Genomic DNA, 22,087 nt, shown 5'->3' on the forward strand with positions numbered 1-22,087 from the left:
GTGACCGCGCGGGCCGGGTGGAGGCCCACTCGGCCCGCATGGTCAGTTCGCCGAGCACGCGGGTGCCCATCAGCAGCACCGGGGCCGGCCGGGGCAGCTCCCCCTGTCGGCTTGCGAACTGGCCGGTGAGGCCGACGTTCCTGCCCCGGCCTCACCGGCCTCACCGGCCTCCGCCGAAACCGCGCCGGCTACCAGCCGACCGGCAGCGACCGCACCCCGTGCACCGTGGTCATCGTCAGCGCGAAGTCCTCCGGCGGTGCGGTCAGGCGTAGGCCCGGCAGACGGTCGAAGAGCGCGGGCAGGCCGACCTGGAGTTCCGCGCGGGCCAGGGACTGGCCGATGCACTGGTGCAGTCCGTGGCCGAAGGCCAGATGGCCGGAGGCACCGCGGCGCACGTCCAGGGTGTCGGGCTGGGCGAAGACGGACGGGTCGCGGTTGGCGGCCTGGAGCGCCACGACCACGCCCTCGCCCGCGCGGATGCGGACACCGGCCACCTCCACGTCCTCGGTGGCCACCCGGCGCAGCCCAGAGTGCGCGACGGTCAGATGACGCAGGAGTTCCTCCACGGCACCGGGCCACAGGCCGGGGTCCGCGCGCAGGGCGGCCAGTTGCGCGGGGTTGCGCAGCAGGGCCACGACCGCCAGCGGGAACATGTTCGCGGTCGTCTCGTGGCCGGCCACCAGCAGCAGCGAGGCGATGCCGACGGCCTCGGGCGCGCTGATCTCGCCGGTCGCCACCCGGTCCCGTGCGAGCCGGGAGAGGAGGTCGTCGGCGGGCTCCCGGCCGCGCCGGGCCAGCAGCTCGCCCAGGTAGGTGTGGAGGGCCTTGCGGGCGGCCATCATCTCGTCCGGCCCCGACGACAGACTGCTGAACGCTTTGGCCTGCCTCTGGAAGAAGTCGTGGTCCTCGTACGGCACGCCGAGCAGCTCGCAGATGGCGAGCGACGGCAGCGGCAGGGAGTAGGCCTCGACCAGGTCGGCGGCCGTGGCGCCGTCCGTCGTCATCGTGTCGAGCAGTTCGCCGCAGATCCGGGCGATCGCCGGCTTCAGCTGCTCGATGCGGCGGAAGGTGAAGTCGGGGATCAGGACGCGGCGCAGACGGGTGTGGTCGGGCGGTTCCATCATGAAGAACTGGCCCGGCGCCCGGGGCGGCGACTGCGAGCGGAAGCCGGGGAAGCCGTCGAGGGTCGCGTCGGCGCTGAAGCGGGGGTCGGCCAGGACGGCGCGTGCGTCCTCGTGCCGGGTGATCAGCCAGGGGCTGTTGTCGCCCCAGATAGTCACCCGGCGGATCGGCTCCTCGGTACGCCACTTGGCGTACTCGGGCGAGGGGTCGAGCAGCGGGCGGAGGGTGGGGAGAGACGGGTGGGTGGTCATGCGTGAGGCTCCTCTTCCGACAGGCCCGCGAGGCCCAGCAGCAGGGACTTGATCTCGGTGGCGGCGTACGCCTCCCGGGCCGGCTCGCTCGTGGAGCACAGCAGGACGGGGCCGTCGTCGGGGTGGGCGGGGAGCCGGCCGTGGCTGCCGCTGACGCCGGCGGGATTCAGCGGCACCGTGCTGATGCGGTAGCGGAAGCCCAGCTTCTTGCGGGCGACCTGGCCGACGGCGCGCAGCTTCACCGCGGGGACGGTCTCGTCGTAGAGCAGCTCGGCGGGGTCGTAGCCGGGCTTGCGGTGGATCTCGACCTGGCGGGCGAAGTCGGGGGCACGCTCGTCGTCGAGCCAGTAATAGTACGTGAACCAGGCGTCCGGGTCGGCGACTGCGACGAGTTCGCCGGAGCGTTCGTGGTCCAAGCCGTGCGAGGCCTTGCCCTCGGCGTCCAACACCTGTTCCACACCGTCGAGTTCGGCCAGGAGCTTGGCGACCTCCGCGGTGTCGGCCGGGTCCCGTACGTACACGTGGGCCACCTGGTGGTCGGCGACGGCGAAGGCCCGTGAGGTCCAGGGGTCGAGGTACTCCATGCCGTCCTGGGTGTGCACCTGGAGCAGTCCGGCCCGGCGCAGGGCGCGGTTGATGTCCACGGGGCGGGAGACGGGCGTGATGCCGTACTCGCTGAGCGCGACCACCGTGGCGCCCTCGCGCAGGAAGTGGTCGAGCAACGGGCGCAGCGCGTCGTCGAGTTCGCGTGCGGCGCGGATCGTGGCGGGTGAGTCCGGGCCGGATCGCTGGGGCTCGTAGTCGAGTTGGGGGAGGTAGACGAGGGTGAGGTCCGGGTCGTGCTCGTCGAAGACCTGGCGGGCGGCGCCCAGGATCCACTGGGTGGAGGGCATGCCGGCGTTGGGGCCCCAGTAGGTGAACAGGGGGAACGGGCCGAGGCGGTCGGTGAGTTCGTCGTGCAGGGTCGGCGGCCAGGTGTAGCAGTCGGGTTCCTTGCGGCCGTCGGAGTAGTAGACCGGGCGCGGGGTGACGGTGAGGTCGACGTCCGCGCCCATCGCGTACCACCAGCAGATGTTGGCGACCTTGTAGTCGGGGTCGGTCCTGCGGGCGGTCTCCCAGATCTTCTCCCCGCCGACCAGTGCGTTGTGCTGGCGCCACAGCAGCACCTCGCCGAGGTCGCGGAAGTACCAGCCGTTGCCGACCGCGCCGTGCCCGGAGGGCGGTTCGCCGGTGAGGAAGGTGGACTGGACCGTGCAGGTCACGGCGGGCAGGACGGGGTCGAGCCGGGCCCGGAAGCCGCGCTCGCCGAGGGCTGCCACGGCGGGCATGTGCGCGAGCAGCTTGGGGGTGAGACCGACGATGTCGAGAACGACGAGCCGGTTGGGTCGGGTACTCATCGCTGGTTCTCCTCGGTGCTAGGGGGTGTTTCGAAAGTCCTGTGCGGTGCCCGCGGTGTCCGGTGCGTGCTCTCGGCGTGCCGGACGAAAGCCCTCGTACTGGACGTACTTGGGGTTTCGGCCGGTGCGGCGAGAGTGCGTGCCGGGCGCCGTGGGTGCTGTGCGGGACTTTCGAAACACCCCCTAGTCCGGAGGTTCATCGCGGGTTCTCCTCGATGGTGGGCCGGGAGCCGACCGGGGGCTTCCCGGTGGGGCCGCGTCGTCCGGGTCATCGCCGGTCGTCCTTGAGGCCGAGGCCGGTCAACCGGTCGCGGGCCCAGGAGAGTTCGGCGGCGATACCGCCGGGCAGGTCGGTGGGCGGGTCGGGAAGGACGGACCAGGTGTAGGTCTCGACCTCGATGTGGTCGCAGTCGGCCGAGGGCCCGCCGAGGAGTCCGGCGAGCACCTGGCCCAACTGGTCGGCGGTGGTGCGCAGCGGCGGTTCGGGGTCGGCGTGCAGCGGGGCGTGGAAGTGGACGCGCCAGGGGCCGCTGCCGGTGGGCAGGCCCCCGTCCAGCGCGTCCGGCAGATCGTCGACACCTCGCACCTCCGGCTCCGCCCGCCGGTCCGCCGTCCGCGGCACCTCTCCCGCCCGGCTCAGCTCCTCGGCCTTTTGGTCCCACCCCGCCGCCGTGCGGGTCTGGTGCAGGAAGCGGGGTTCCGCGAGGCGGTGCAGGGCCGTGCGAGCGGCGGGGTCGGACGGGTCGGGGGCCTCGACCGCGCAGGACGCCTGGAGCTTGACGACCGGCAGCCCGGCCTCGGCCAGGCGGCGCAGGGCGGCGCCGGGGTCCTCGAACTGCACGGCGAGGTGGCAGGCGTCGAGGCAGACGCCGAGCCGTTCGGGGTCGAGGCCGCGCAGTTCCCGTACGGCCTGGGCGGTGGTCTCCACCACGCAGCCGGGCTCCGGTTCGAAACCGACGCGGATACGGCGGCCGGTGTCCGACTCGATCGTGGCGAGTCCGGCGGCGAGCCGGTCCAGGGCGCGGCGGGCGGCGTCGGCGCGGTCCGGCGGCCAAGGCGTGCGCCAGGCCAGCGGCAGGGTGGAGACACTGCCGCGTTCCGCGTCGTCGGGCAGGAGCGCGGCGAGGACGCGGGCGCAGTCGAGGGTGTGCGCCAGGCGGGCCTCGTCCGCCCAGTCGGGGAGGTAGACGTCCTTCTTGACCACGTCGCGGTGGAACCCGGCGTAGGGGAAGGCGTTGAGGGTGACGGTCTCCAGACCTCGGGTGTCGAGCTCGCTCTTCAGGCGCCGTACCTCGCCCGGTGCGGAGGTGAGCCGGGTGACCACGTCACGGGCGAGCCAGAGTCCGATGCCCAGCCGGTCCACGCCCAGGCGCTCCCGGACCGGTTCGGCGTGGTCGGCGAGTTGGGTGAGGACGCCGTCGAGGTCTTCGGCCTGGTGGACGTTGCTGCAGTAGCCGAGGTGGACGGTGGAGCCGTCCGGGTGACGGAAGCGCACGGGGGTTCCCTCACTCCCCGCCGCGCCGGACGGAGTTGCCCTGGAAGCTCGACCCCTCGTCCGGCTTGGGCTCGTCGAGGTCCAGCCGTCCGCTCTGGCCGTAGAAGCCGACCGGGTTGCGCCACAGCACCCGGTCCACGGCGTCGTCGTCGAACCCGGCGGCAAGCATGGCGTCGGCGGTCTTCCGGGTCTTGAGCGGGTCCGAACGACCCCAGTCGGCGGCCGAGTTGACGAGGACGCGCTCGGTGCCGTGTTCCTGGAGGATGGTCACCATGCGGTCCTCGCTCATCTTGGTCCTCGGGTAGATCGAGAACCCCGCCCAGCAGCCGCTGTCCAGGACCATGCCGACGGTCAGCTCGTTGAGGTGGTCGAGGACGACGAGTTCGGGGGCGATGCCCGACTCGCGTACGACGTCCAGGGTCCGGCGGGTGCCGGTGGCCTTGTCGCGGTGCGGGGTGTGCACGAGGGCCGGCAGTTCGTGCTCGATCGCGAGCTGGAGCTGGGATGCGAGCGCCTCGTCCTCCTCCGGCGTCATGGAGTCGTAGCCGATCTCGCCGACCGCGACCACCCGGTCCTTGGCGAGGTAGCGCGGCAGTTCGTCCAGCACCGGCCGGCAGCGCGGGTCGTTGGCCTCCTTGGGGTTGAGGGCGATCGTGCAGAAGTGCTGGATGCCGAACTGGGCGGCCCGGTAGGGCTCCCAGCCGAGCAGCCCGTCGAAGTAGTCGTAGAAGCTCTCGGGCGACGTGCGGGGCTGGCCCAGCCAGAACGCCGGCTCGACGACGGCGCGCACCCCGGCCGCGTGCATCGCCTCGTAGTCGTCGGTGGTGCGGGAGGTCATGTGGATGTGGGGGTCGAAGATGCGCACGGGCAGGCCTTTCCCTCGGGCGGTCCGGTGAGGCGCTCCGGCTGTGGCCAGGGCGGTGACGCTGTGTGGATGTACGGCTCGGTCAAGGGAGGGCGGGGTGGTCGGAGGGCGGGCGGTGGCGCCGCCGTGGTCCCGGTGGAGCGCCTCGAGGGCCCGCTCGGCGGCCTCCCGGCGCTCGGGGCCGCGGTCCGCGTCTCGGCGGTGAGTCGCTCGCTGAGCCGGTCGGCGGCGGGGAAGGGGCGGACGACGGGCCAGATGTCCGCGGGCACGTCACGGCCCGCGGCGACCCGCTCGTGCGCGAAGTCGGCCAGCATCCGGGCGAGTTCGGCGTCGGCGCGGGCGGGGAGCCCGTCGATCCCGGTCAGGGGGATCTCCTGGAACACACACTTCAACACCGCCTGCCGGTACTCCGCATCCGGCAGTCGGGCAGCCCCGTACGGGCCGAGGGCGGCCTCGATGATGCCGCTGTCGTTGCCCCGCAGTGCCTCACGGACGAGCGGCAGCGCGAGGTCACCGAGGGGTTCCCGTTTCGCGTCACCGCCGTCCGGGGCGGCGAGCAGCGGCAGGGCCCGCAGGATCGCCCGTTGTTCGGCCGGGTCACCGTGGCGGTACAGACCCGCCAGTTCGTCGGCGAGCGGCTGTCCGCCCAGCGGCAGCGCGGTGAGCAGGACGGCGCGGGCGGCCTCGTCGACGGTCCGGCGCGCGTCCAGCAGGGCACGTCCGCAGTGCCTTCGGGCGGCGGGGAACAGTGCGCGTAACGCCGCGGGGCGCTCGGTGACACGGGCCACGGCCTGGTCGAGCCAGGCGCGGGCGGCCGGGTCCAGCGGGTGCCGGGCGAGGAGGGCTCGGGGGTCGGTGGATTCGGCCGTCCCGGAGGACGACGTACCGGTGGAAACCATGACGGAACAACCTCCGGTGGAGTGAAGGACGTGAGGGGTGGGGGTGAGGGAAGCGAGTGGTGAGGGACACCAGGGGCGACGAACGCCGGAGGTGAGGGACGTGAGAGGCGGCGAGGTGGGGTCGGGCGGTTTCCGGCGTGGTCGGGTCAGGCCGTCGCCGCGCGCAGGAAGTCGAGCGAGCGGCGGGCCACTTCGGGGGCGTCGAGGGAACCGCCCTGGATCTCCACGGAGACCAGTCCTCGGTGGTCGAGGTCCTGGAGGGCAGCGAGCACGGGTGGGAAGTCGATCTCTCCGGTGCCGAGTTCGAGATGCTGGTGGACGCCCCGCCGCATGTCCTCGATCTGCACGTTCAGCAGACGCGGGGCGGCGAGGCGGACGCACTCCAGCACGGTCCGGTCCTCCACGCAGTGCGCGTGCCCGATGTCGAGGGTGATCCCGAACAGCTCGTGCCCGCCGACCAGTTCGGCGAGGTCGAGGCACCGTTCCACGGTGTCGACGAACATGTAGGGCTCGGGTTCGAAGGCCAGCGAGACGCCGTACTTCTCCGCCGTCTCCAGGACGGTCTCGACGCCCGCCGCGAGCCGCTTCCACGCGTTCCGCTCGGGAAGCCCCTCGTCCGGCGCGGGGCCGCTGCACAGGTGGACGGTGGGTGAGCCGAGGTCGGCCGCGACGCGCACGGCCCGCCGCAGCAGGTCGACCCTGCGCTCGGCCCCGTCCGCCATGAGGGTCGGGTGGTGCTTGCCCCAGGGGTCGAGGAGGTAGGGCGCGCCGGTCTCCACGGTGACGTCCAGTCCGTAGCGGGCCAGGTCCCGGGCGACGGCGGCCACCCGCCGGGACAGGTCGTCCGCGTACGGGTCGAGGTGGCCGTGGTCGAGGGTGAGGGCGACGCCGTCGTAGCCGAGGTCTGCGAGGACCGCGAGCACGTCGTTCAGCCGATGGTTGGTGAAGCCGTTGGTACCGTAGCCGAATCTGAGGGGGTGGGGGCGGGGTCATTCCGGCTTTCTCCTACGGAAATCCGCGCTGTTCAGTGGGGATATGCGCCGGGCGAGCCGCCGCGCGAGGGGGTGGACGACGCCGAGGGCCGCCGCCGCTGCCGTGGCTCCGCTGCGGGCGGTCAACGCCGCCTGCAGGGGCACGAGGCCGAGGATGCCGGCCCCGACGGCCCGTCGGACGTTCTCGCCCGACGGTTCCCGTACGGCACGGGCCTGAGCCGTTCCGTAGCTGCCGAGGTAGGCGAGGGCGCCCGCGGTCACCACGCCGGCCCGGGCGGCGGCGGTGGTGGTGCCTAAGACGCCCCGGAGTCGTCCGGCACGCCAGGCGAGAGCCGTGCGGGCGGCCGGAGTGCCGTGGCGAGGGCGGTGGTGGTGGAGGCGGCGAGGGTCGCGGCCGGCAGCCGGGCGGGGGCGCCCGAGACCTCGTGGCGGCTGAGGGCGGTCAGGGTGTAGGTGTGGGCGCCGACCAGCGCGGCGGGGACGGCGCCGCGCAGCAGGGCGGTCCCGGTCCGGGTCGTGCGGTCCGGTCCGCGCCCGGCGGCGAGCGCACCCGCGAGGACGTCGAGGGCGCGCGCCGAGGCCATGGCGGCCGGGCCGGCCGGCGTGGACTTGAGCTTCAGGTCGTAGGCCCAGACGGCGGCGGTCAGCGGAAGCGCTCCCAGCAGGCTGCGGCGGCCCCCCGAGGCGGCGGCGAGGGCGAGGCCCCCGGCGGTCAGGGTGCCGGCGACGGCGAGGGCGGTGCGGCGCGGGACACGGCCGGACGGGACGGGGCGCTCGGGGCGCTCGACGGCGTCGACCGTGGCGTCGGCGTAGTCGTTGAGGGCCATGCCGGCCCAGTAGAGGCAGACGGACGAACCCATCACGCCGACCGTCCGCACACCCAGCGGGTGCCCCGCGGCGGCGGCGCCCGCGAGGACGTCACCGGGGACGCTCAACGCGGCCGGGGCCCGGACGAGTTGTGCGAGGTCGGCGAGGCTCACGGCAGGCCGCGAGCGGGAGCCCGGTAACGCTCTCCGATCTTTCATGGCGGCAACTTACCCATGCCACTTGAACATTCACATGGAGAAAGTGTGAAGACCTTTGTCGGCTCGTGATGTTATTCGGAATGTCACTCGGCGCGCCGGTGAAGTCGGGGTTCCTGTCGCACCGCCTTGGCCGCGTTGTGGCCCGGCCGTGCACACCTTCCGGGCGCGCCTCGCCGACCGCTGGCGCGGCGGACGGGTCTTCCTCCTCGGCGACGCCGCCCACCTCACCCCGCCGTTCATCGGCCAGGGACTGAGTTCCGGGCTGCGGGACGCCTACAACCTCACCTGGAAGCTCGCCCGCGTCCTCCAGCAGGGCGCTGAGGAGCGAATTCTGGAGACCTACGAGAGTGAGCGCAAGCCGCACGCCCGGCATGTGATCCGCCTCGCGGTCGCCATGGGCTGGGCCATGACCGGCGGCCAGGACAGTGCCGCCGCGATCCGCCGCGGCCTGCCGCATGCCCCGGCTCACAACGGCGGCCGGCCGCGACCTCAGCCCGCCCCTGACCACGGGCCCCCTCGTCCGCCGCCGCTTCCGCAAGGGCCGCCTCGTGGGCACGCACTGCCCACAGCCGTGGATCGCCGCCGACGGACGGCGTGCCCGCCTCGACGACGTGCTCGGCGACTCCTTCACCATCCTGACCGCCACCGAACCCGGGCCCTCGCTGAACGCCCTCGCCCACGCACTCGGCATCCGGGCGATCATCGTGAGCGACCTCGGCGACGACGGCCGCCGTGGCGATCATGGCCCTCGACGAGACCGGCTCGTGCTACGAGGTGATCGCCAGACGCCTGCGCTCCCAGGTTGCCTCCGTCGCCGCCACCCTGCGCGACCTCGGTGTCGGCACGGGCGACCGGGTGGTGGGCTACCTGCCCAACACCCCGCACGCGATCGTCGCGTTCCTCGCCGCCGCGAGTATGGGCGCCGTGTGGTCGGTGTGCGGACAGGACTACGCTCCCCAGGCCGCCACGGACCGCTTCGCCCAGCTCGAACTCCCGTCCGGTGTAGAGGGCCACGAGACGGCGCAGCAGGTGCCGCTGGTCCTCGCTCAGGTCGCGGCCCCCGGAGTTCGTCGCCGCCGCACCCGGCACCGCGGGCGGCGGCACAGGGGCGCTGGGTTCAGTGCCGGGCGAACTGGACCTGGGTGGGCTGGACGACGTTCGGCCGCACCGTGAGTCCCGAGACGGTGAGCTGTTCGCCGTAGATGTCGGTGATTCTGATCGCTCCGCCGCACCCGCTGCCGTCGGCGGAGATGAAGTAGTTGTAGGCGGTGCGGGGCAGTTGCCGCCAGCCGCCCGCGGTGCGGACCTCCAGACCGGTGACCGGATTCCGGTGGTTGATCGCCTGGATGGCACACCAGTATTGGCTGGACCCGGTCTTGTACCTGAAGGAGATCGTGCCGGCCGTGCTGGGGCTCACCAGGCTCCAGGTGATGGCAAGTCGGCCGAGCTTGAGGTTGGCGAGTTTCGCGAAGGCCTGTTCGCTGAGGTCGATCTGTCCGGGTGCGCAGGGCAGGGGGCACTCGTTGGTGATCCGCACCGTGACGGACTTGCCGTTGGCGGCGCGGACGAGAATGTACGCGCCGCACGCCTTGGACGTCTCGTAGTCGGTGGTGTTCATGGCCGCGACCATGAGGTCGGGGCTCGGGCCGAAGAGACAGGCGCCGTCCCCGACTCCGGCCTTGTAGGCGGTGGCGACGCCCTGGTGGGTCGTGTTGGGCTTGATCCGTCCTGCTGACGGAGGCGTGGTGGGCGCCTCCCGCTGGGGCCGCGGGGTGTCCTTGGGCGAGGGCTTGGCTGTCGTGGTGGTCGGGGAGGCCTTCGGGCTGGGGGAGCCGCTCGGGCTCGCCGTGGCGCTCGGAGCGCCTGTCTCGCCGGCGGTGGCGGTCTTCTTCTGGGTGGTGACGCGGGGTGAGGCCGCGGCAGGTCCCGCATCCGCGGTGTGGTCGGGTGACGATCCCATGAGCAGGTAGGCGAGAACGCTCACGGCGGTCAACGCCACCGTGGTGCCCATGAAGAGCGTGCGTCTGTGTCTGCGCTGCCGTGCGGCCTGCCTTGGTGTGTTCATTGCCTGTCCGTTTCGGAAGATCGAGCTGGTGTCGCACTACTCGGTGACCGCGGGAAGCGAAAAGGTTGCCGACGATTTCTCACTGAACGCGTGAACCATGGTTCGCGGAGATCCGTCCCCACTGCTCGACCGAGTGGGCCGCGATGAGGGCGGTCGCGGCGAAGCCGGGTATCGGTGCCGTCGAGACGGTGCGGACATGGGTCCGCAAAGCGCCGGTCGATGAAGACCGACGGCCCGGTGTGACCTCAGAGGAGGCCGCGGAGATCAAACCTCTGAAGGCCGGAACGCTGATGCGCCGTGTGCGGCCGGTTGCGGCGTCGAGCAGCGAGGACCGGGCGGGCTCGCAGCCTCAGTGCCAGTCGGGTACCCCTGAGACGGGCGGAAGGTGAGTTTCGATCTTCGCTCGTGTCTCCCGCATCACGGAGACGATGTGGGCCTCGTGTTCCGGGGTCAGCCGGGCCACCGGAACCGAGCAACTGATGGCATCGGTGGCCGGTGTGTCGTACCTCAGGGCGAAGCCGAAGCCGACGATACCGGTCACCGTCTCTTCGCGGTCGATGGAGTAGCCGCGCTCGCGCACCTGGGCCAGGTCGGCGAGCAGTGCGGCGCGGTGGGTGTGCGTGTTCTCCGTGAGGGCCGACAAGGGCCCGTCCGCGCCCGGTAGTTCGTCCTCGGCGCGCTCGGCGAGCAGCGCCTTCCCGAGGGCTCCGGCATGGGCCGGGACGCGGCGGCCGACTCGGCTGATGGTACGCAGGTACTCGTGGGACTCCCGGGTGGCGAGGTAGACGACGTCCGGGCCGTCGAGCCGTGCCATGTGGATCGTCTCGCCCAGCGCGTCCGACGCTTCGTCGAGGTACGGGCGGACCGCACGGATGCGCCGGTCGCCGTCAAGGTAGCTGGTCCCGGTGAGCAGCGCGCGGATCCCGATGCCGTAGAGGGAGCCGGTGGCGTCGGTGCGGACCCAGCCGCAATCGACGAGAGTCCGGAGCAGCTGGTACATGCTGCTGCGTGGCACGCCCAGGTCCTCCGCGAGCTGGTCCAGGCGCGAGGGCTGCTCGCCCCGCGCGGCGAGCAGTTCCAGCAGTGCGACGGTCCGGGACGCCGACTTCACGCCGCGGACACCTCTCCCCTCCGACATGGGCCCATCGTAGATCCGCCTCAACCTGTGTCTGCACACCCATTGACCCATCCCGTTCACCACCCTAACCTCCATCTGCATATATGGACAACGTCTGCATGCAGGGATGGGATCCATGGCAGGGATCAGTGCGCAGGTCGCAGGGATCGCCCAGCGGCTCCATGACGGAATGGCCGGCGGGGTGCTGTCCTTCCCCCTCACGAGCTTCCGGGAGGACGGCGGCCTCGACCTGGACGCGTACCGGGCGTACCTCGCCGCCCCGTTGGACACCGCACCTGGCGCGGTGTTCCCGGCCTGCGGGACCGGAGAGTTCTTAGGGCGATGACCCCGTCCATCCCCAAGGGCCTGGTCAGCGAGCGCGAGTTCACCGACGAGGAGATGCCCGGGCTGGGCTGGTCGCTGTTCGTGGCGCTGTTCCCCGTGGCGCTGATCGTGGCCGCCGCCGTGACCGACATGGCCACCTCCGCCGAGAGCCCGTTCCTGCACTTCGTCACCTTCATCGGTTCGGCACCGATCGCGCTGCTGCTCACCCTGTGCCTGGCGATCTGGGCCTTCGGACCGCGGATCGGCCGGAGCCTGAACGACGTCGGCGCCTCCTGCACCTCGGCGGCCCGGGCGATGGCGATGATCCTCCTGGTCATCGGCGTCGGCGGCGCCTTCAAGAACGTCCTCGTCGAAGGCGGGATCTCCGACTACATCAAGGACGCCACGGAGGGCTGGTCCATCTCGCCGATCGTCCTCGCCTGGCTCGTCGCCGTCATCCTCCGTGTAGCGCTCGGCTCGGCGACGGTCGCCGTCGTCACGGCCTCCGGCGTGGTGCTGCCGCTCCTGGCGGGCGGCGGGGTCCACCCGGAGATGACGGTGCTTGCCGTCGCCTGCGGTTCCATTGCGTGCTCCCATGTCAACGACCCGGGATTCTGGCTGTTCAAGGAGTACTTCAACCTCTCCGTCATCGAGGCGATCAAGGTCCGTACCACCTATACGACGGTGCTCGCCGTCCTCGGCCTGGGCGGCGTCCTGATGGCCGAGTGGGCCCTCGACGTCCTGAACGTCTGAACTCGCAAGCGTCCGGACTCGCAAATCCCCCGAGCCCGCCATTCTCCCGAGCCCGCCATTCTCCCGGACCCGGAGATCTTCGTTCCCCGCACCACCTCACCGCAGAAAGGCACCCGATGAGCGTCGGACAACCGACCGTCACGGCGTTCTCCGTCTACCCGGTCGCCGGCCGGGACAGCATGGAGCTGAACCTTTCCGGCGCGCACGGCCCCTACTTCACCCGCAACGTCGTTGTCCTCACCGACTCCGAGGGGCGTACCGGGCTGGGGGAGGTGCCCGGCGGGGAGAAGATCACGCAGACGCTGCGTGACGCCGAGTCGCTGGTCGTCGGGGCGAAGGTGGGGGACTACAAACGCGTTCTGCGCGAGATCGGTGACCGGTTCGCCGACCGCGACGCCGGTGGACGGGGCGTCCAGACCTTCGACCTGCGGACCACTGTCCACACGATCACCGCCGTCGAGTCGGCCCTGCTCGACCTCCTGGGGCAGCACCTCGACGTGCCCGTCGCGGCGCTCCTGGGCGACGGCCAACAGCGGGATTCCGTGCGAGTGCTGGGTTATCTCTTCTACGTCGGCGACCCGGACCGGACCGACCTGGAGTACGTTCGCGAACCCGACTCCCCTGTGGAGTGGTACCGGGTCCGGCACGAGGAGGCCCTGACACCGGAAGCGATCGTCTGTCAGGCCGAGGCGGCCTACGATCTCTACGGCTTCCGGGACTTCAAGCTCAAGGGAGGCGTCCTGGAGGGGGCCGAGGAGGTCATGGCCGTACGCGCGCTCAAGAACCGCTTCCCCGAGGCGCGGATCACCCTCGACCCGAACGGCGCGTGGTCCCTGCGCGAGGCGATCGAGCTGTGCCGGCCCCTGGTCGGCACGCTCGCCTACGCCGAGGACCCCTGCGGAGCCGAAGGCGGCTACTCCGGACGGGAGATCCTCGCCGAGTTCCGGCGCGCCACCGGCCTTCCCACAGCGACCAACATGATCGCCACGGACTGGCGTCAAATGGCCCACGCCCTGGCCCTTCAGTCGGTCTCCATTCCGCTGGCCGACCCGCACTTCTGGACCATGCAGGGCTCTGTGCGGGTAGCGCAGCTGTGCAACGCGATGGGCCTGACCTGGGGCTGCCACTCCAACAACCACTTCGACATCTCCCTGGCCATGGTGACCCACTGCGGCGCCGCGGCCCCGGGTGAGTACAACGCCCTGGACACACACTGGATCTGGCAGGAGGGAATGGAACGGATCACCACCGCCCCGCCACGCATCGTCGGCGGTGAGATCGCCGTCCCGGACGGCCCGGGGCTGGGCGTCCACCTCGACATGGACCGGCTGCTCGCGGCCCACGACCTCTACCGGGAGAAGGCGTTGGGGGCACGCGATGATGCCGTCCCCATGCAATACCTCATCCGCGACTGGAAGTTCGACGGCAAGCGTCCCTGTCTGATGCGGTAGGCATGTCCGATGACCCGCCCTTCCATCGCGCATGCATGGTGAGCGCGACCCCGAGGCCCACCGGCAGGGGGGAACACGACTGTCTCGTTCGCCGCGCCACCGGCGCCCAGCTCCGCAGAGGCTTCTGCTCGACCGGGCCGTTTCCGCGTGTGGTGCGAGGGCTGGGCGGTGATGGTCACGAGGCGGTGGTCGTGCCCCGAGGCGCCATCCGTCCTGCGGCATCGGTAGCCGATCAGGATCGACGTACCGGTGTGGTGTGCCCGGCGTTGGCGGTTGGCCGGGCCAGTGCTTCGGGACGAGTTCGGGTTCAGCGGTGCCGCTTGGCAGGCGTGGACGCCGGGGGCCGAGGAGGTGCGGTCGGGGTCGGCGGCATGCGGCTGTCGGCGGCCCGCAACTGCCGTCAGGCCGGTGAGGTGGCCGAGGTGGCGGACCTCGTCGTCGAGGATCTTGCTCAGCCCCGGATACAGGGGGTGGCCTGAACTGATCGGGGAGCGGGAGACGATCGGCGATGGTGTTGAGCCGGTCAGCCATGGAGTGCAGCAGCATCCGCTGATCAAGGTCGGACAGCGACACCTCCGAGATCGGACAACGGCGGGGCCACCGCCGGGCTGTGGGCGGCGGGTTCGCGGGCGTCGGTGGCAGCGTGGGCGTGGGTGGACGGGTCGGCCGGGCGGAGGTCGGTGGGGCGGCGTGGTGGAAACTGACGCCGCAGCCCTTGGCCGTGAGCAGCCGGATGACGGTGTCGATCAGCAGGGCCTGGTCGGCGTCACGGCAGGACGCGGGCAGCACGAACGCGTACTGGTCCACGTCATATCCACGTCATTGGTGAAGCAGTAGCCGTGGGCGGTGGGCCGGTGCGAGGGCTCGGGCCGGGTACGGGCGTTGTGACGGACTGCGTCCATGGCCTGCCCCAGGAGTTACCCGCAGCTTCGGCGGATCGTGGTCGTCGGCCGTGTGACGGCTGCCTCGCCTGTGGCGGGTGAGGCGCCGACTCGGCTTCTGAGCTGCGATGGAGATGGTGGAACGGCCGTCGCGCGAGTGGTGACGGTGGCGTTCCTGGCATCCTCGGCGAGGAGGACACCGTGTAGCAGTGGCGGGCTCTGATCGTCCTTGGGACGGCGCAGTTCCTGATGGTGCTGGACACGTCCGTCATGAAGTCGTCCAGCAGGTGACGCTCACCATCCGCGAGATGTCCACGGCTGGCCCCGGTCGAGGGTCTCCAACTGGGCTAGTACTCCAGCAGTACTTCGTGGCTTGACCTGGGGAAACGTCGAGCGGTGGGAGTGTAGCGGGCGGGGAGTCGTCACGGACGGCTTCTGCCCGCACGCCCCTCGAAGGAGTGCCCCCGATGGCAAGGTCGCCCCGGGCCTGGGAAGCCTCGGGTCGTGATCACCGAACAGGCAGCCGAGACCTGGGACCGCGACCTGGACCACCTCTTCACCACCATCGGGCGCCACTTCGGCCGTGTCGAACCACGCCGCCGCATGCGGGACTACGTGCGCGCACTGCTCGCCCCGGTGGCCCGAAAAAACAGCTGGCAACTTGACATCCGCGACGACCTGCAGACCTACGTCGCCGAACACCTCGGCCGCCCCGACGGCGTGCTGATCATCGACGACACCGGGTTCCTGAAGAAGGGCACTACATCCGCCGGAGTCCAAAGGCAGTACTCCGGCACCGCCGGCCGCACCGAGAACTGCCAGATCGGCGTCTTCGCCGCCTACACCAGCACAGCCGGCCGCGCCCTGGTGGACCGGGAGCTCTACCTGCCCAAGTCCTGGACGGACGACCGTGACCGCTGCCGCGCCGCCAAGGTCCCCGACGAGCGGGAGTTCGCCACCAAGAACACCCTCGCGGCGACGATCGTCCGCAGGGCGCTGGCCTCGCCGCTGCCGGTCGCCTGGGTCACGGCGGACGCCGCCTACGGACAGGACAACCGCTTCCGCCGGATGCTGGAAACATCCGGCGTCGGCTACGTCCTCGCCGTCCCCAAGTCCCAGTTCTCCCTGGCCGGCCCACGCATCGACAAGGCCTTCGAGCAGGCCCCCGACCAGGCATGGGAACGCCGTTCCTGCGGGACGGGCGCGAAGGGACAGCGCGAATACGACTGGGCAGCCGTCCAGTTGCGCCCAGTGTCCGAGTACGACCACCAGGACGGCGTGTTGATCCGTCGACGGTGGGCGCTGGCACGGCGCAGCTTGAGTCGGCCGGACGAGATCGCCTACTACCTCGGCTACGCACCGCTGGATGTCGGCGTGGACGAACTGGTGCGCGTCGCCGGCGCCCGGTGGGCGATCGAAGAGTGTTTCCAGGCAGCGAAGAACGAGTGCGGCCTGGACGAGTACGAAGTCCGCCGCTACGTCGGCTGGTACCGGCACGTCACCTTGGCCATGCTCGCCCACACCTTCCTCGTTGCGATGAGCGCGCGAGCAGCCGAAAAAGGGGATCCACCGGTGAGGATGCCGTGGTCATCGAGCTCACCGTGGCAGAAGTGCGGCGACTCCTGGCAGCTCACACACCCCGAGACGTTCACACCCTCACTCACGTGTTGAGCTGGTCGCACTGGCGCCGACGACGCCAAGCGGTGGCCCGCCGCTGCCACTACCGACGTCGGGGGCACTCCTTCGAGGGGCGTGCGGGCAGAAGCCGTCCGTGACGACTCCCCGCCCGCTACACTCCCACCGCTCGACGTTTCCCCAGGTCAAGCCACGAAGTACTGCTGGAGTACTAGCGTCGGCACTGCGGCGAGGACCAGCCAGGGCACGGCAGGTATCAGGTCGAGGTCGAGCCGGGAGCCGGTGACTGAGCTGCCGATGAGGACGATCAGGCCGGAGACGCAGGACAGCGCGCCGGTGTAGAGGCCGACGCCCGCCGCCTCGGCTGCGGGATACGTACTCCACCGGCCGTCGTGACCGCGAGCCTCCGAGCAGGGACGGGACGGCCGTCGGGCCCGCTCGGCCCAGCGGGCGCGTTCGGCATACGGCTGGTTCGCGGCATCGTTGCGGGACATCAGGAGATGAGTTCCGCAACGACCGTCAGCCGGATGGCGATACCGAGGCCCCCGCGCCGAGGCGGCCGGAGTGGGCGGCTACCTGGTCCTGAACCGGTCCGGACGCACGAAGTCCAGGCCTTCGACGGTCTGCTTGCCGAGTGCCTCGTGTGCGGCGATGTGGCCGTAGCCGGTGGCCATTTTGAAGCCCTTTCCGGAGAATCCGGTGGCGCAGTAGATCCTGCTGTTCTCGTTCAGCCAGCCGACGAGGGGATGCCTGTCCTCGGTGAAAAGGTCGGGGAAGGCATCGGAGCGCGCGATGGTGGGGATCAGGCCGGGGAAGAACTCGGTGACGATCTCGGTGACCTTTTCGATTTCTTCCCGGGTGAGTTCCCTGGGCACGGCGTCCGGGTCGGGGGTTGCCCTCGCGCGTCCGGCCAGCGGTCCGTCGATTGATGCCTTGACCGTCACGCCGTCGACGGCGGGTGCGCCGTACATGGAGCGGTCCTCGTACCACCGGCTGAAGGCGGGGAAGTTCTCCGGCGAGAACTGTGTGCCGTCCTGGGCGATGAACCAGGTCAGGACGATCCGGTGGGTTTCCGTGACGGCCTTGAGGTGGTCGGGCATGAGCCTGCGGGACCAGCCGCCCGAGGCGACGATGACCTTCTCGAACGTCCAGGTTCTGTCGCCCGAGGTGACGACGACGCCGTGGTCGGTTTCGGCGATGCTGTCCACGGGTGTGTTCTGAAGAACGGTGGCGCCGTTGGCCTGGGCCGCCGCGACGGCAGCGCTGACGGCGCGGTCGGTGCGCAGAACGCCGCCGTGGGGGTCGTAGACGGCGCAGTCGTCCGGGCGGAGGTGGTGCTGGGGGTAGCGCCTGGCCAACTCCTCCCGGCTGAGGACGCGGTGCTCGGCTCCGGTGACGCGCGTTGCCTCGAGGAGGCTGTTGATGTAGCTGCCGTTCGCCGTCCCGATGGACAGGCCCCCGGTAGGCGTGAGGATGCCCCGCCGCCCGGTTTCGGCTTCGAGCTCGGCCCAGAGGCCGCGGGACCGTTCGATGATGCGGTAGTACTCCGGCCTGCCGAGGTAGACCATGCGGAACAGGCGGGTGTCCCCGCCCACCGCACTGCGGCCGTGGGCAGGGGTGGCTGCCTCGAAGCCCACCACCGAGCCGGACAGCCGGGAGGCCTGCCACAGGGCCATGCTCCCGATGCTGCCCAGGCCGATGACTGCGAGTTGTGCGTCCATGAGAGCAGTTCCCTTTTCGTCTACTCGTGAAGTCCGGCGAGCCTGCTGCCGAATCGGGCCAGTAGTGAGGTCGTGCTGGAGCCCCTGCGCTCTTCCCACCGGTCGGCGATACCGAAGAGCCGGTACATGGCGTGAACACCCAGCCAGCGAAAGGGTTCCGGTTCCCATTTCCGCGCCCGGTAGCCGACCCAGGGAAGGGCGGTCCGTTCGGTTTCCTTCTCGAAGGCGAGCTCCACGAGAGTCCTGCCGCCGACATAGGCCGCCGTGACACCGTGTCCTGCATAGCCGGTGGACGACCCGATACCCGATGCCGGATCCCAGTGCACGCCGCCGTTCCAGTCCCGCGTGACGCCCAGGACTCCCGACCAGGCGTGATCCACCTCGAAGGGGATGGCCGGGAAGAAGGTACTGAGCTTGTGCGAGATGAGGTCGATGGTGGACTGGGCGGTCGCACCGGCTCCCCCCGTGCCGGACCCGAAGCGGTACGGGACACCGCGGCCGCCCATGGCGATACGGCCGTCCGACGTCCGCTGGGCGTAGATGAACGTGTGCGCGGAGTCGTTGAGACACTGGGGACCGTCCCAGCCGATCTGCTTCCACGCCTCCTCCGGCAGGGGCTTGGTCACGATCATCGAGGAATTGACCGGGATCAGGCTCCGGCGGCCCAGCAGCTGTCCCGAATAGCCTTCGGTGCAGATGAACGTCTTCGCCGCGGTGACACGCCCGTCGGCCAGGGTGAGGGTCTTGTCCGCGACGCTGTCCACGCGGCTGCCCTCGTAGATCCTGACCCCCATGGAGGTCAGGGTGTCGGCGAGGCCGTAGACGAGCTTCGCGGGGTGAATTCGTGCGCAGTGCTTGTAGAAGAGCCCGCCGTGGACGGTGGAGATGTTGATCTGTGACTGGAACTCGTCCCGGTCGAGCAGGTGGACTTCGTCGTCGGTCAGCCCGTACTTCAGTTCGGCATCACGTCTGGCCACCAGCCGGCCCAGCCCCGCCTGAGTATGGGCGGCGACGAGCGCGCCACCCTTGTGCTGGTCGGCCTCGATGCCCTCGGCCTCAAGGATGTCCAGGACCGCGTCGATGCCGGCGACGAACGCCTGCTGCAGTGCCCGGCTTGCCTCCAGCCCTCCGCCGGCGCGGGCGAAGGTGGCACGGTTTCCCGGCGGCATGGCCGAGAGCCAGCCGCCGTTGCGTCCTGATGCGCCGTAGCCCACCTGTTCGGCCTCGAAGACGGCGACCGAGAGGGACGGTTCGAGCTTCTTGGCGAAGTACGCCGCCCACAGGCCGGTGTAGCCGCCGCCGACAATGGCCACGTCGACGGAGTCCTGTCCGGTGAACCGGGGGAACGAGGGCTTCTTGTCGGCCAGTTGGGCCACCCAGAAGCCGAGCTCTCCGTTTCGGGGTGGTGCCGCAAGCGCGTTCATGGCGTGTCCTTCTCTGTGTCTGGGAACCGTGTGGGCCGGTGCTGGAAGGCGGTGTGGTCGCCGTCGACGGGGCGGGGCTGCCCCGGTGATGTACGAGGACTCGGACGACGCGAGGAAGAGGACGGCGGCGGCGATTTCCTCGGGGGAGTGGCGAGGTGCCTGAGCGGGTGCCGACGCCGGCGCCGAGGCCTCCCACGCCCACGGATGGGGGCCTCGGGGCTCGGGACCTGCGCTGGAAGGATGCCTTGATATGCGCGTTGTGACGTACGGCCCGGAGTCGAGGCTGTGCTCGGCGCCGGCGTTCTGCGCACGGCTGATGACTCCCGCATCACGTGACTCCCGCATCACGTGACTACCCGCATCACGCCGACCGGCACCATCGGCGCTTCGGTACGCGCCGCTACACCGCGGTGCAGATCATCTGGATCTCAACAGGTGTGTTGAGCGGTAGCCCGGCGGCTCCGATCGCGGTGCGGGCGTGCCGTCCGTTCTCACCCAGGACTTCGATGAGCAGTTCACTGGCCGCGTTGGCGACCTGGGACTGCTCACCGAAGTCCGGTGTGCTGGCCACGAAGACCAGCATCTGCACGATCCGGACCCGGTCCAGATCGCCCACCGCCTGCACAGCGGCCGCAAGGCAGTTCAGCGCGGCATGGCGCGCGAGCTCCTTCGCGGTCTCCAGCTCCACGTCCCGGCCGACAACGCCCTGCCCCAGCAACGCACCTTCCCTGTAAGGGAGTTGGCCAGAGATGTGGATGCTGGAGTCCACCGCCCTGTGGTGCACGAAGTATGCGTTGCCGGGGAGGTCGGGCAGCTCCAGTCCGAGGTTCTGGAGCCTTTCCGAAGCCGAGTCGCCACTGACGGTCTGAGGCAGGGGCAGACTCATGCCGCCACCGCCTTGCTGTGGACCATTTCCTCAGTTCTCCTGTTCTCGAGTTCTCCAGTTCTCCGCTCGGGCGTCAGGGGCGCGGCAGACCGAAGAGAACCGGAAGGTCGGCGATGTCGGTGATCCGCTCGTAGCCGAGCCAGTGCTCGTCGTGCTCCCAGCCGCGGTCGACGTACACCTTGTTCTCGATGCCCATGATGGCCGCGGAGCGGTGGTCGTACATCGGGCTCGCGGAGACGTGGACGATCTCGTCGGGTGTCACGCCGAGCTTGTCAAACATGTACTCGAAGGCGCGGAGCCGCGGCTTGTAGACGCCCATCTCCTCGGCGCTGATGATGACCTCGAAGGGGGCCTTGAGGTTCTCCGCGAGGCGCACGGCATGGGCGGTGTCGCTGTTGGTGATGATGACCAGCGGGACTTCCTCGGCCAGGCGGTTCAGTGCCTCGGTGACGCCGGGGTACGGGCCCCAGGTGGGGATGCGCTCGTACACCGCCCGCGCCTCGTCCTCGCGGTACTCGATGCCGACGCTGCGCGAGGCGCGCTCCATCGAGCGTGCGACGACCTGGTGGAACGGCTGGTAGGCGCCCGTGCACTCGTCGATCCGGTACGCCTTGCAGATCCGCAGGTACTCGTCAGCGACCTCGGCCGGCAGCCGGTCGCCCAGGATCTCGCGCATCGTGTCGTTGATGCTGAACTTGATCAGCGTCCCGTTCATGTCGAACGTCGCGAACTTGGGCGTGATGTCGAATCTCACTGGTCCTCCTGGGTGCTTAAGTGGAGCAGCTCGCTTCGGTCGATTGTCGACCATTTGCTTGGTCGATTGTCGACCAAATATCTCGCGGCTGTCAACAGCAACAGTGGAATGCCCGGGGCGGGACGGCGCCGACCCCGCTCTGTGCGCACGAGGTGATCCGTCGGCGCAGCCTCTTCGGCGGCGTTGACGCAACCGGCGGCGGTATAGTCGACAAACGACCAAGTGGTCGGCAATCACTGAGGGAGGGCCACGGGGTGGAGCACAAGTTCGAGTGGCAGGAGCAGCGGACGACGACGCCGGAAGGCGTCTACCGCACACTGCGGGCCGCCATCCTCGATGGGACCGTGCCTCCTGGTGGCCAACTGCGCGAGGCGCACATCGCCGCGGATCTCGGGATCAGCCGGTCCCCGCTGCGCGAGGCGCTGACCAAGCTGGAGGAGGAAGGCCTCGTCGTAAAGTTTCCCTACCGCGGGGCGTTCGTCGTAGAGGTGAGCGCTCGGGAGGTCGCCGAGATCGACTCGGTCCGGCTGCGTGTCGAGCCGTACGCCGCCGAGCTCTCGGCCGAAGCCCTGCGCGGTCCTGAGCGGCCCCAGTTGCTGCAAACCGTCGAGGATCTCCGCCGGGCCATGGAGAAGGACGACATCCCGGCCAGCATTGACGCGCACCTCAGATTCCACAGGCTCTTCTACGATCTCTCGGGTCACGGCGTCCTGCAGAGTCTCTGGAACGGCTGGGAGACCAAACTGCGCCTCCACCTCAGCGTCGACCACCGCACCTACAGCGACGACCCGCAGCAACTGGTCGTCGAGCACGAGAGGTTGGCCGCGGTCGCCCTGGACGGGGACATCGACAGGTTCCGCCGGGAACTGGCTGCCCATTTCCCCGTGGGGCTGGGGGCCAGGGCGGAAGATCCGGGGGAGCGTACGTCCCGACATGTCTGAGACCGTGCCGCCCGCGTGAAACGTCCAAGCCCGCTCGCCGCGGCGTCGACTGTGCCGTGTTCGGTGGCGGACTCGATCGTGTACCGCGA

The 22,087-nt window shown here is 70.3% G+C and carries 19 protein-coding genes and 5 pseudogenes; 9 read left to right on the forward strand and 15 right to left on the reverse strand.

Annotated elements, in window-relative coordinates:
• Nucleotides 1–188: 188 nt before the first annotated feature.
• The 8 genes from E4N62_RS20825 to E4N62_RS20860 form a co-directional block, all read right to left on the reverse strand.
• Nucleotides 189–1,373 carry a cytochrome P450 gene (locus E4N62_RS20825; RefSeq protein WP_230216545.1) on the reverse strand — a complete coding sequence of 395 codons (1,185 nt, stop codon included), beginning with the start codon at nucleotides 1,371–1,373 and terminating at the stop codon, nucleotides 189–191.
• The gene (locus E4N62_RS20830) at nucleotides 1,370–2,770 is read right to left on the reverse strand and encodes an alkaline phosphatase family protein (RefSeq protein WP_230216547.1); all 1,401 of its coding nucleotides are present in this window, start codon (nucleotides 2,768–2,770) and stop codon (nucleotides 1,370–1,372) included. The genes E4N62_RS20825 and E4N62_RS20830 overlap by 4 nt, the downstream gene beginning before the upstream one ends.
• A gap of 268 nt (nucleotides 2,771–3,038) precedes the next feature.
• A complete protein-coding gene (gene eboE / locus E4N62_RS20835) occupies nucleotides 3,039–4,265 on the reverse strand; it encodes a metabolite traffic protein EboE (RefSeq protein ID WP_230216549.1) in 1,227 nt (408 codons plus the stop codon).
• 10 nt (nucleotides 4,266–4,275) lie between these two features.
• Nucleotides 4,276–5,130, reverse strand: a complete 855-nt coding sequence (locus E4N62_RS20840) for a TatD family hydrolase (RefSeq protein ID WP_230216551.1) — start codon at nucleotides 5,128–5,130, stop codon at nucleotides 4,276–4,278.
• Nucleotides 5,100–6,029 (reverse strand): EboA domain-containing protein, encoded by a 930-nt coding sequence (locus E4N62_RS20845; RefSeq protein WP_230216553.1) that lies wholly within the window; start codon nucleotides 6,027–6,029, stop codon nucleotides 5,100–5,102. Before E4N62_RS20845 ends, E4N62_RS20840 begins: the two co-directional genes overlap by 31 nt.
• Nucleotides 6,030–6,175: 146 nt before the next feature.
• Complete coding sequence (locus E4N62_RS20850; protein ID WP_268269674.1) at nucleotides 6,176–6,961, reverse strand: sugar phosphate isomerase/epimerase; 786 nt, start codon at nucleotides 6,959–6,961, stop codon at nucleotides 6,176–6,178.
• 57 nt (nucleotides 6,962–7,018) lie between these two features.
• On the reverse strand, nucleotides 7,019–7,285 hold the full coding sequence (locus E4N62_RS20855; RefSeq protein ID WP_230216557.1) for a hypothetical protein: 267 nt from the start codon (nucleotides 7,283–7,285) through the stop codon (nucleotides 7,019–7,021).
• Nucleotides 7,286–7,314: 29 nt separating this feature from the next.
• Nucleotides 7,315–8,046, reverse strand: a complete 732-nt coding sequence (locus E4N62_RS20860) for an SCO3242 family prenyltransferase (RefSeq protein WP_230216559.1) — start codon at nucleotides 8,044–8,046, stop codon at nucleotides 7,315–7,317.
• 151 nt (nucleotides 8,047–8,197) lie between these two features.
• Between E4N62_RS20860 and E4N62_RS20865 the strand changes: the two are divergent.
• Both E4N62_RS20865 and E4N62_RS49525 read left to right on the forward strand, forming a co-directional pair.
• Nucleotides 8,198–8,828, forward strand: a pseudogene (locus E4N62_RS20865) (FAD-dependent monooxygenase); the annotation flags it as partial.
• Nucleotides 8,776–9,036: pseudogene (locus E4N62_RS49525) on the forward strand (AMP-binding protein); the annotation flags it as partial. The pseudogenes E4N62_RS20865 and E4N62_RS49525, both read left to right, overlap by 53 nt.
• A gap of 127 nt (nucleotides 9,037–9,163) precedes the next feature.
• On the opposite strand, the gene E4N62_RS20870 reads toward E4N62_RS49525, so the two are convergent.
• Nucleotides 9,164–10,057, reverse strand: coding sequence for an expansin EXLX1 family cellulose-binding protein (locus E4N62_RS20870; protein WP_230216562.1), 894 nt, complete (start codon nucleotides 10,055–10,057; stop codon nucleotides 9,164–9,166).
• On the opposite strand from E4N62_RS20870, the gene E4N62_RS20875 reads away from it, so the two are divergent.
• Complete coding sequence (locus E4N62_RS20875) at nucleotides 10,056–10,205, forward strand: hypothetical protein (protein ID WP_230216564.1); 150 nt, start codon at nucleotides 10,056–10,058, stop codon at nucleotides 10,203–10,205. The genes E4N62_RS20870 and E4N62_RS20875 overlap by 2 nt on opposite strands.
• Nucleotides 10,206–10,460: 255 nt before the next feature.
• Here the strand turns inward: E4N62_RS20875 and E4N62_RS20880 are convergent, their stop codons facing one another.
• A complete protein-coding gene (locus E4N62_RS20880; protein ID WP_230216566.1) occupies nucleotides 10,461–11,249 on the reverse strand; it encodes an IclR family transcriptional regulator in 789 nt (262 codons plus the stop codon).
• A 115-nt stretch (nucleotides 11,250–11,364) separates the two neighbouring features.
• Here E4N62_RS20880 and E4N62_RS20885 point away from each other — a divergent pair.
• The 5 genes and pseudogenes from E4N62_RS20885 to E4N62_RS20905 all read left to right on the forward strand — a co-directional run.
• Nucleotides 11,365–11,562: pseudogene (locus tag E4N62_RS20885) on the forward strand (5-dehydro-4-deoxyglucarate dehydratase); the annotation flags it as partial.
• Nucleotides 11,562–12,305 (forward strand): annotated as a pseudogene (locus tag E4N62_RS20890) (gluconate permease); the annotation flags it as partial. The pseudogenes E4N62_RS20885 and E4N62_RS20890, both read left to right, overlap by 1 nt.
• Before the next feature lie 116 nt (nucleotides 12,306–12,421).
• A complete protein-coding gene (locus E4N62_RS20895) occupies nucleotides 12,422–13,756 on the forward strand; it encodes an enolase C-terminal domain-like protein (RefSeq protein ID WP_230216568.1) in 1,335 nt (444 codons plus the stop codon).
• 320 nt (nucleotides 13,757–14,076) lie between these two features.
• On the forward strand, nucleotides 14,077–14,235 hold the full coding sequence (locus tag E4N62_RS20900; RefSeq protein ID WP_230216571.1) for a hypothetical protein: 159 nt from the start codon (nucleotides 14,077–14,079) through the stop codon (nucleotides 14,233–14,235).
• Nucleotides 14,236–15,144: 909 nt separating this feature from the next.
• Nucleotides 15,145–16,308 carry an IS701 family transposase gene (locus tag E4N62_RS20905; protein ID WP_374117036.1) on the forward strand — a complete coding sequence of 388 codons (1,164 nt, stop codon included), beginning with the start codon at nucleotides 15,145–15,147 and terminating at the stop codon, nucleotides 16,306–16,308.
• A gap of 149 nt (nucleotides 16,309–16,457) precedes the next feature.
• Here the strand turns inward: E4N62_RS20905 and E4N62_RS49530 are convergent.
• From E4N62_RS49530 to E4N62_RS20930, 5 genes and pseudogenes are all read right to left on the reverse strand, one after another.
• Nucleotides 16,458–16,637: pseudogene (locus E4N62_RS49530) on the reverse strand (hypothetical protein); the annotation flags it as partial.
• A gap of 207 nt (nucleotides 16,638–16,844) precedes the next feature.
• The gene (locus tag E4N62_RS20915) at nucleotides 16,845–17,993 is read right to left on the reverse strand and encodes an FAD-dependent oxidoreductase (RefSeq protein ID WP_230216573.1); all 1,149 of its coding nucleotides are present in this window, start codon (nucleotides 17,991–17,993) and stop codon (nucleotides 16,845–16,847) included.
• Nucleotides 17,994–18,013: 20 nt separating this feature from the next.
• The gene (locus tag E4N62_RS20920; protein WP_230216575.1) at nucleotides 18,014–19,417 is read right to left on the reverse strand and encodes an FAD-binding oxidoreductase; all 1,404 of its coding nucleotides are present in this window, start codon (nucleotides 19,415–19,417) and stop codon (nucleotides 18,014–18,016) included.
• Between the two features lie 400 nt (nucleotides 19,418–19,817).
• Nucleotides 19,818–20,303, reverse strand: a complete 486-nt coding sequence (locus E4N62_RS20925) for a RidA family protein (protein ID WP_230216577.1) — start codon at nucleotides 20,301–20,303, stop codon at nucleotides 19,818–19,820.
• A gap of 73 nt (nucleotides 20,304–20,376) precedes the next feature.
• Nucleotides 20,377–21,057 carry a haloacid dehalogenase type II gene (locus tag E4N62_RS20930; protein WP_230216579.1) on the reverse strand — a complete coding sequence of 227 codons (681 nt, stop codon included), beginning with the start codon at nucleotides 21,055–21,057 and terminating at the stop codon, nucleotides 20,377–20,379.
• A gap of 254 nt (nucleotides 21,058–21,311) precedes the next feature.
• On the opposite strand from E4N62_RS20930, the gene E4N62_RS20935 reads away from it, so the two are divergent.
• Nucleotides 21,312–21,998: a GntR family transcriptional regulator gene (locus tag E4N62_RS20935; RefSeq protein ID WP_230216581.1), complete on the forward strand. Its 687-nt coding sequence runs from the start codon at nucleotides 21,312–21,314 to the stop codon at nucleotides 21,996–21,998.
• The last annotated feature ends 89 nt before the right edge of the window (nucleotides 21,999–22,087 follow it).

This window comes from Streptomyces sp. MNU76 (assembly GCF_020982545.1).
GTDB lineage: Bacteria > Actinomycetota > Actinomycetes > Streptomycetales > Streptomycetaceae > Streptomyces.

Bases quoted from the DNA above. Each gene is read 5' to 3' on its own strand.
- E4N62_RS20870 (WP_230216562.1), bottom strand. From the start codon at position 10,057: ATGGGCACCACGGTGGCGTTGACCGCCGTGAGCGTTCTCGCCTACCTG.
- E4N62_RS20880 (WP_230216566.1), bottom strand. From the start codon at position 11,249: ATGTCGGAGGGGAGAGGTGTCCGCGGCGTGAAGTCGGCGTCCCGGACC.
- E4N62_RS20915 (WP_230216573.1), bottom strand. From the start codon at position 17,993: ATGGACGCACAACTCGCAGTCATCGGCCTGGGCAGCATCGGGAGCATG.
- E4N62_RS20830 (WP_230216547.1), bottom strand. From the start codon at position 2,770: ATGAGTACCCGACCCAACCGGCTCGTCGTTCTCGACATCGTCGGTCTC.
- E4N62_RS20825 (WP_230216545.1), bottom strand. From the start codon at position 1,373: ATGACCACCCACCCGTCTCTCCCCACCCTCCGCCCGCTGCTCGACCCC.
- E4N62_RS20925 (WP_230216577.1), bottom strand. From the start codon at position 20,303: ATGAGTCTGCCCCTGCCTCAGACCGTCAGTGGCGACTCGGCTTCGGAA.
- E4N62_RS20860 (WP_230216559.1), bottom strand. From the start codon at position 8,046: ATGAAAGATCGGAGAGCGTTACCGGGCTCCCGCTCGCGGCCTGCCGTG.
- E4N62_RS20895 (WP_230216568.1), top strand. From the start codon at position 12,422: ATGAGCGTCGGACAACCGACCGTCACGGCGTTCTCCGTCTACCCGGTC.
- E4N62_RS20845 (WP_230216553.1), bottom strand. From the start codon at position 6,029: ATGGTTTCCACCGGTACGTCGTCCTCCGGGACGGCCGAATCCACCGAC.
- E4N62_RS20875 (WP_230216564.1), top strand. From the start codon at position 10,056: ATGAAGAGCGTGCGTCTGTGTCTGCGCTGCCGTGCGGCCTGCCTTGGT.
- E4N62_RS20920 (WP_230216575.1), bottom strand. From the start codon at position 19,417: ATGAACGCGCTTGCGGCACCACCCCGAAACGGAGAGCTCGGCTTCTGG.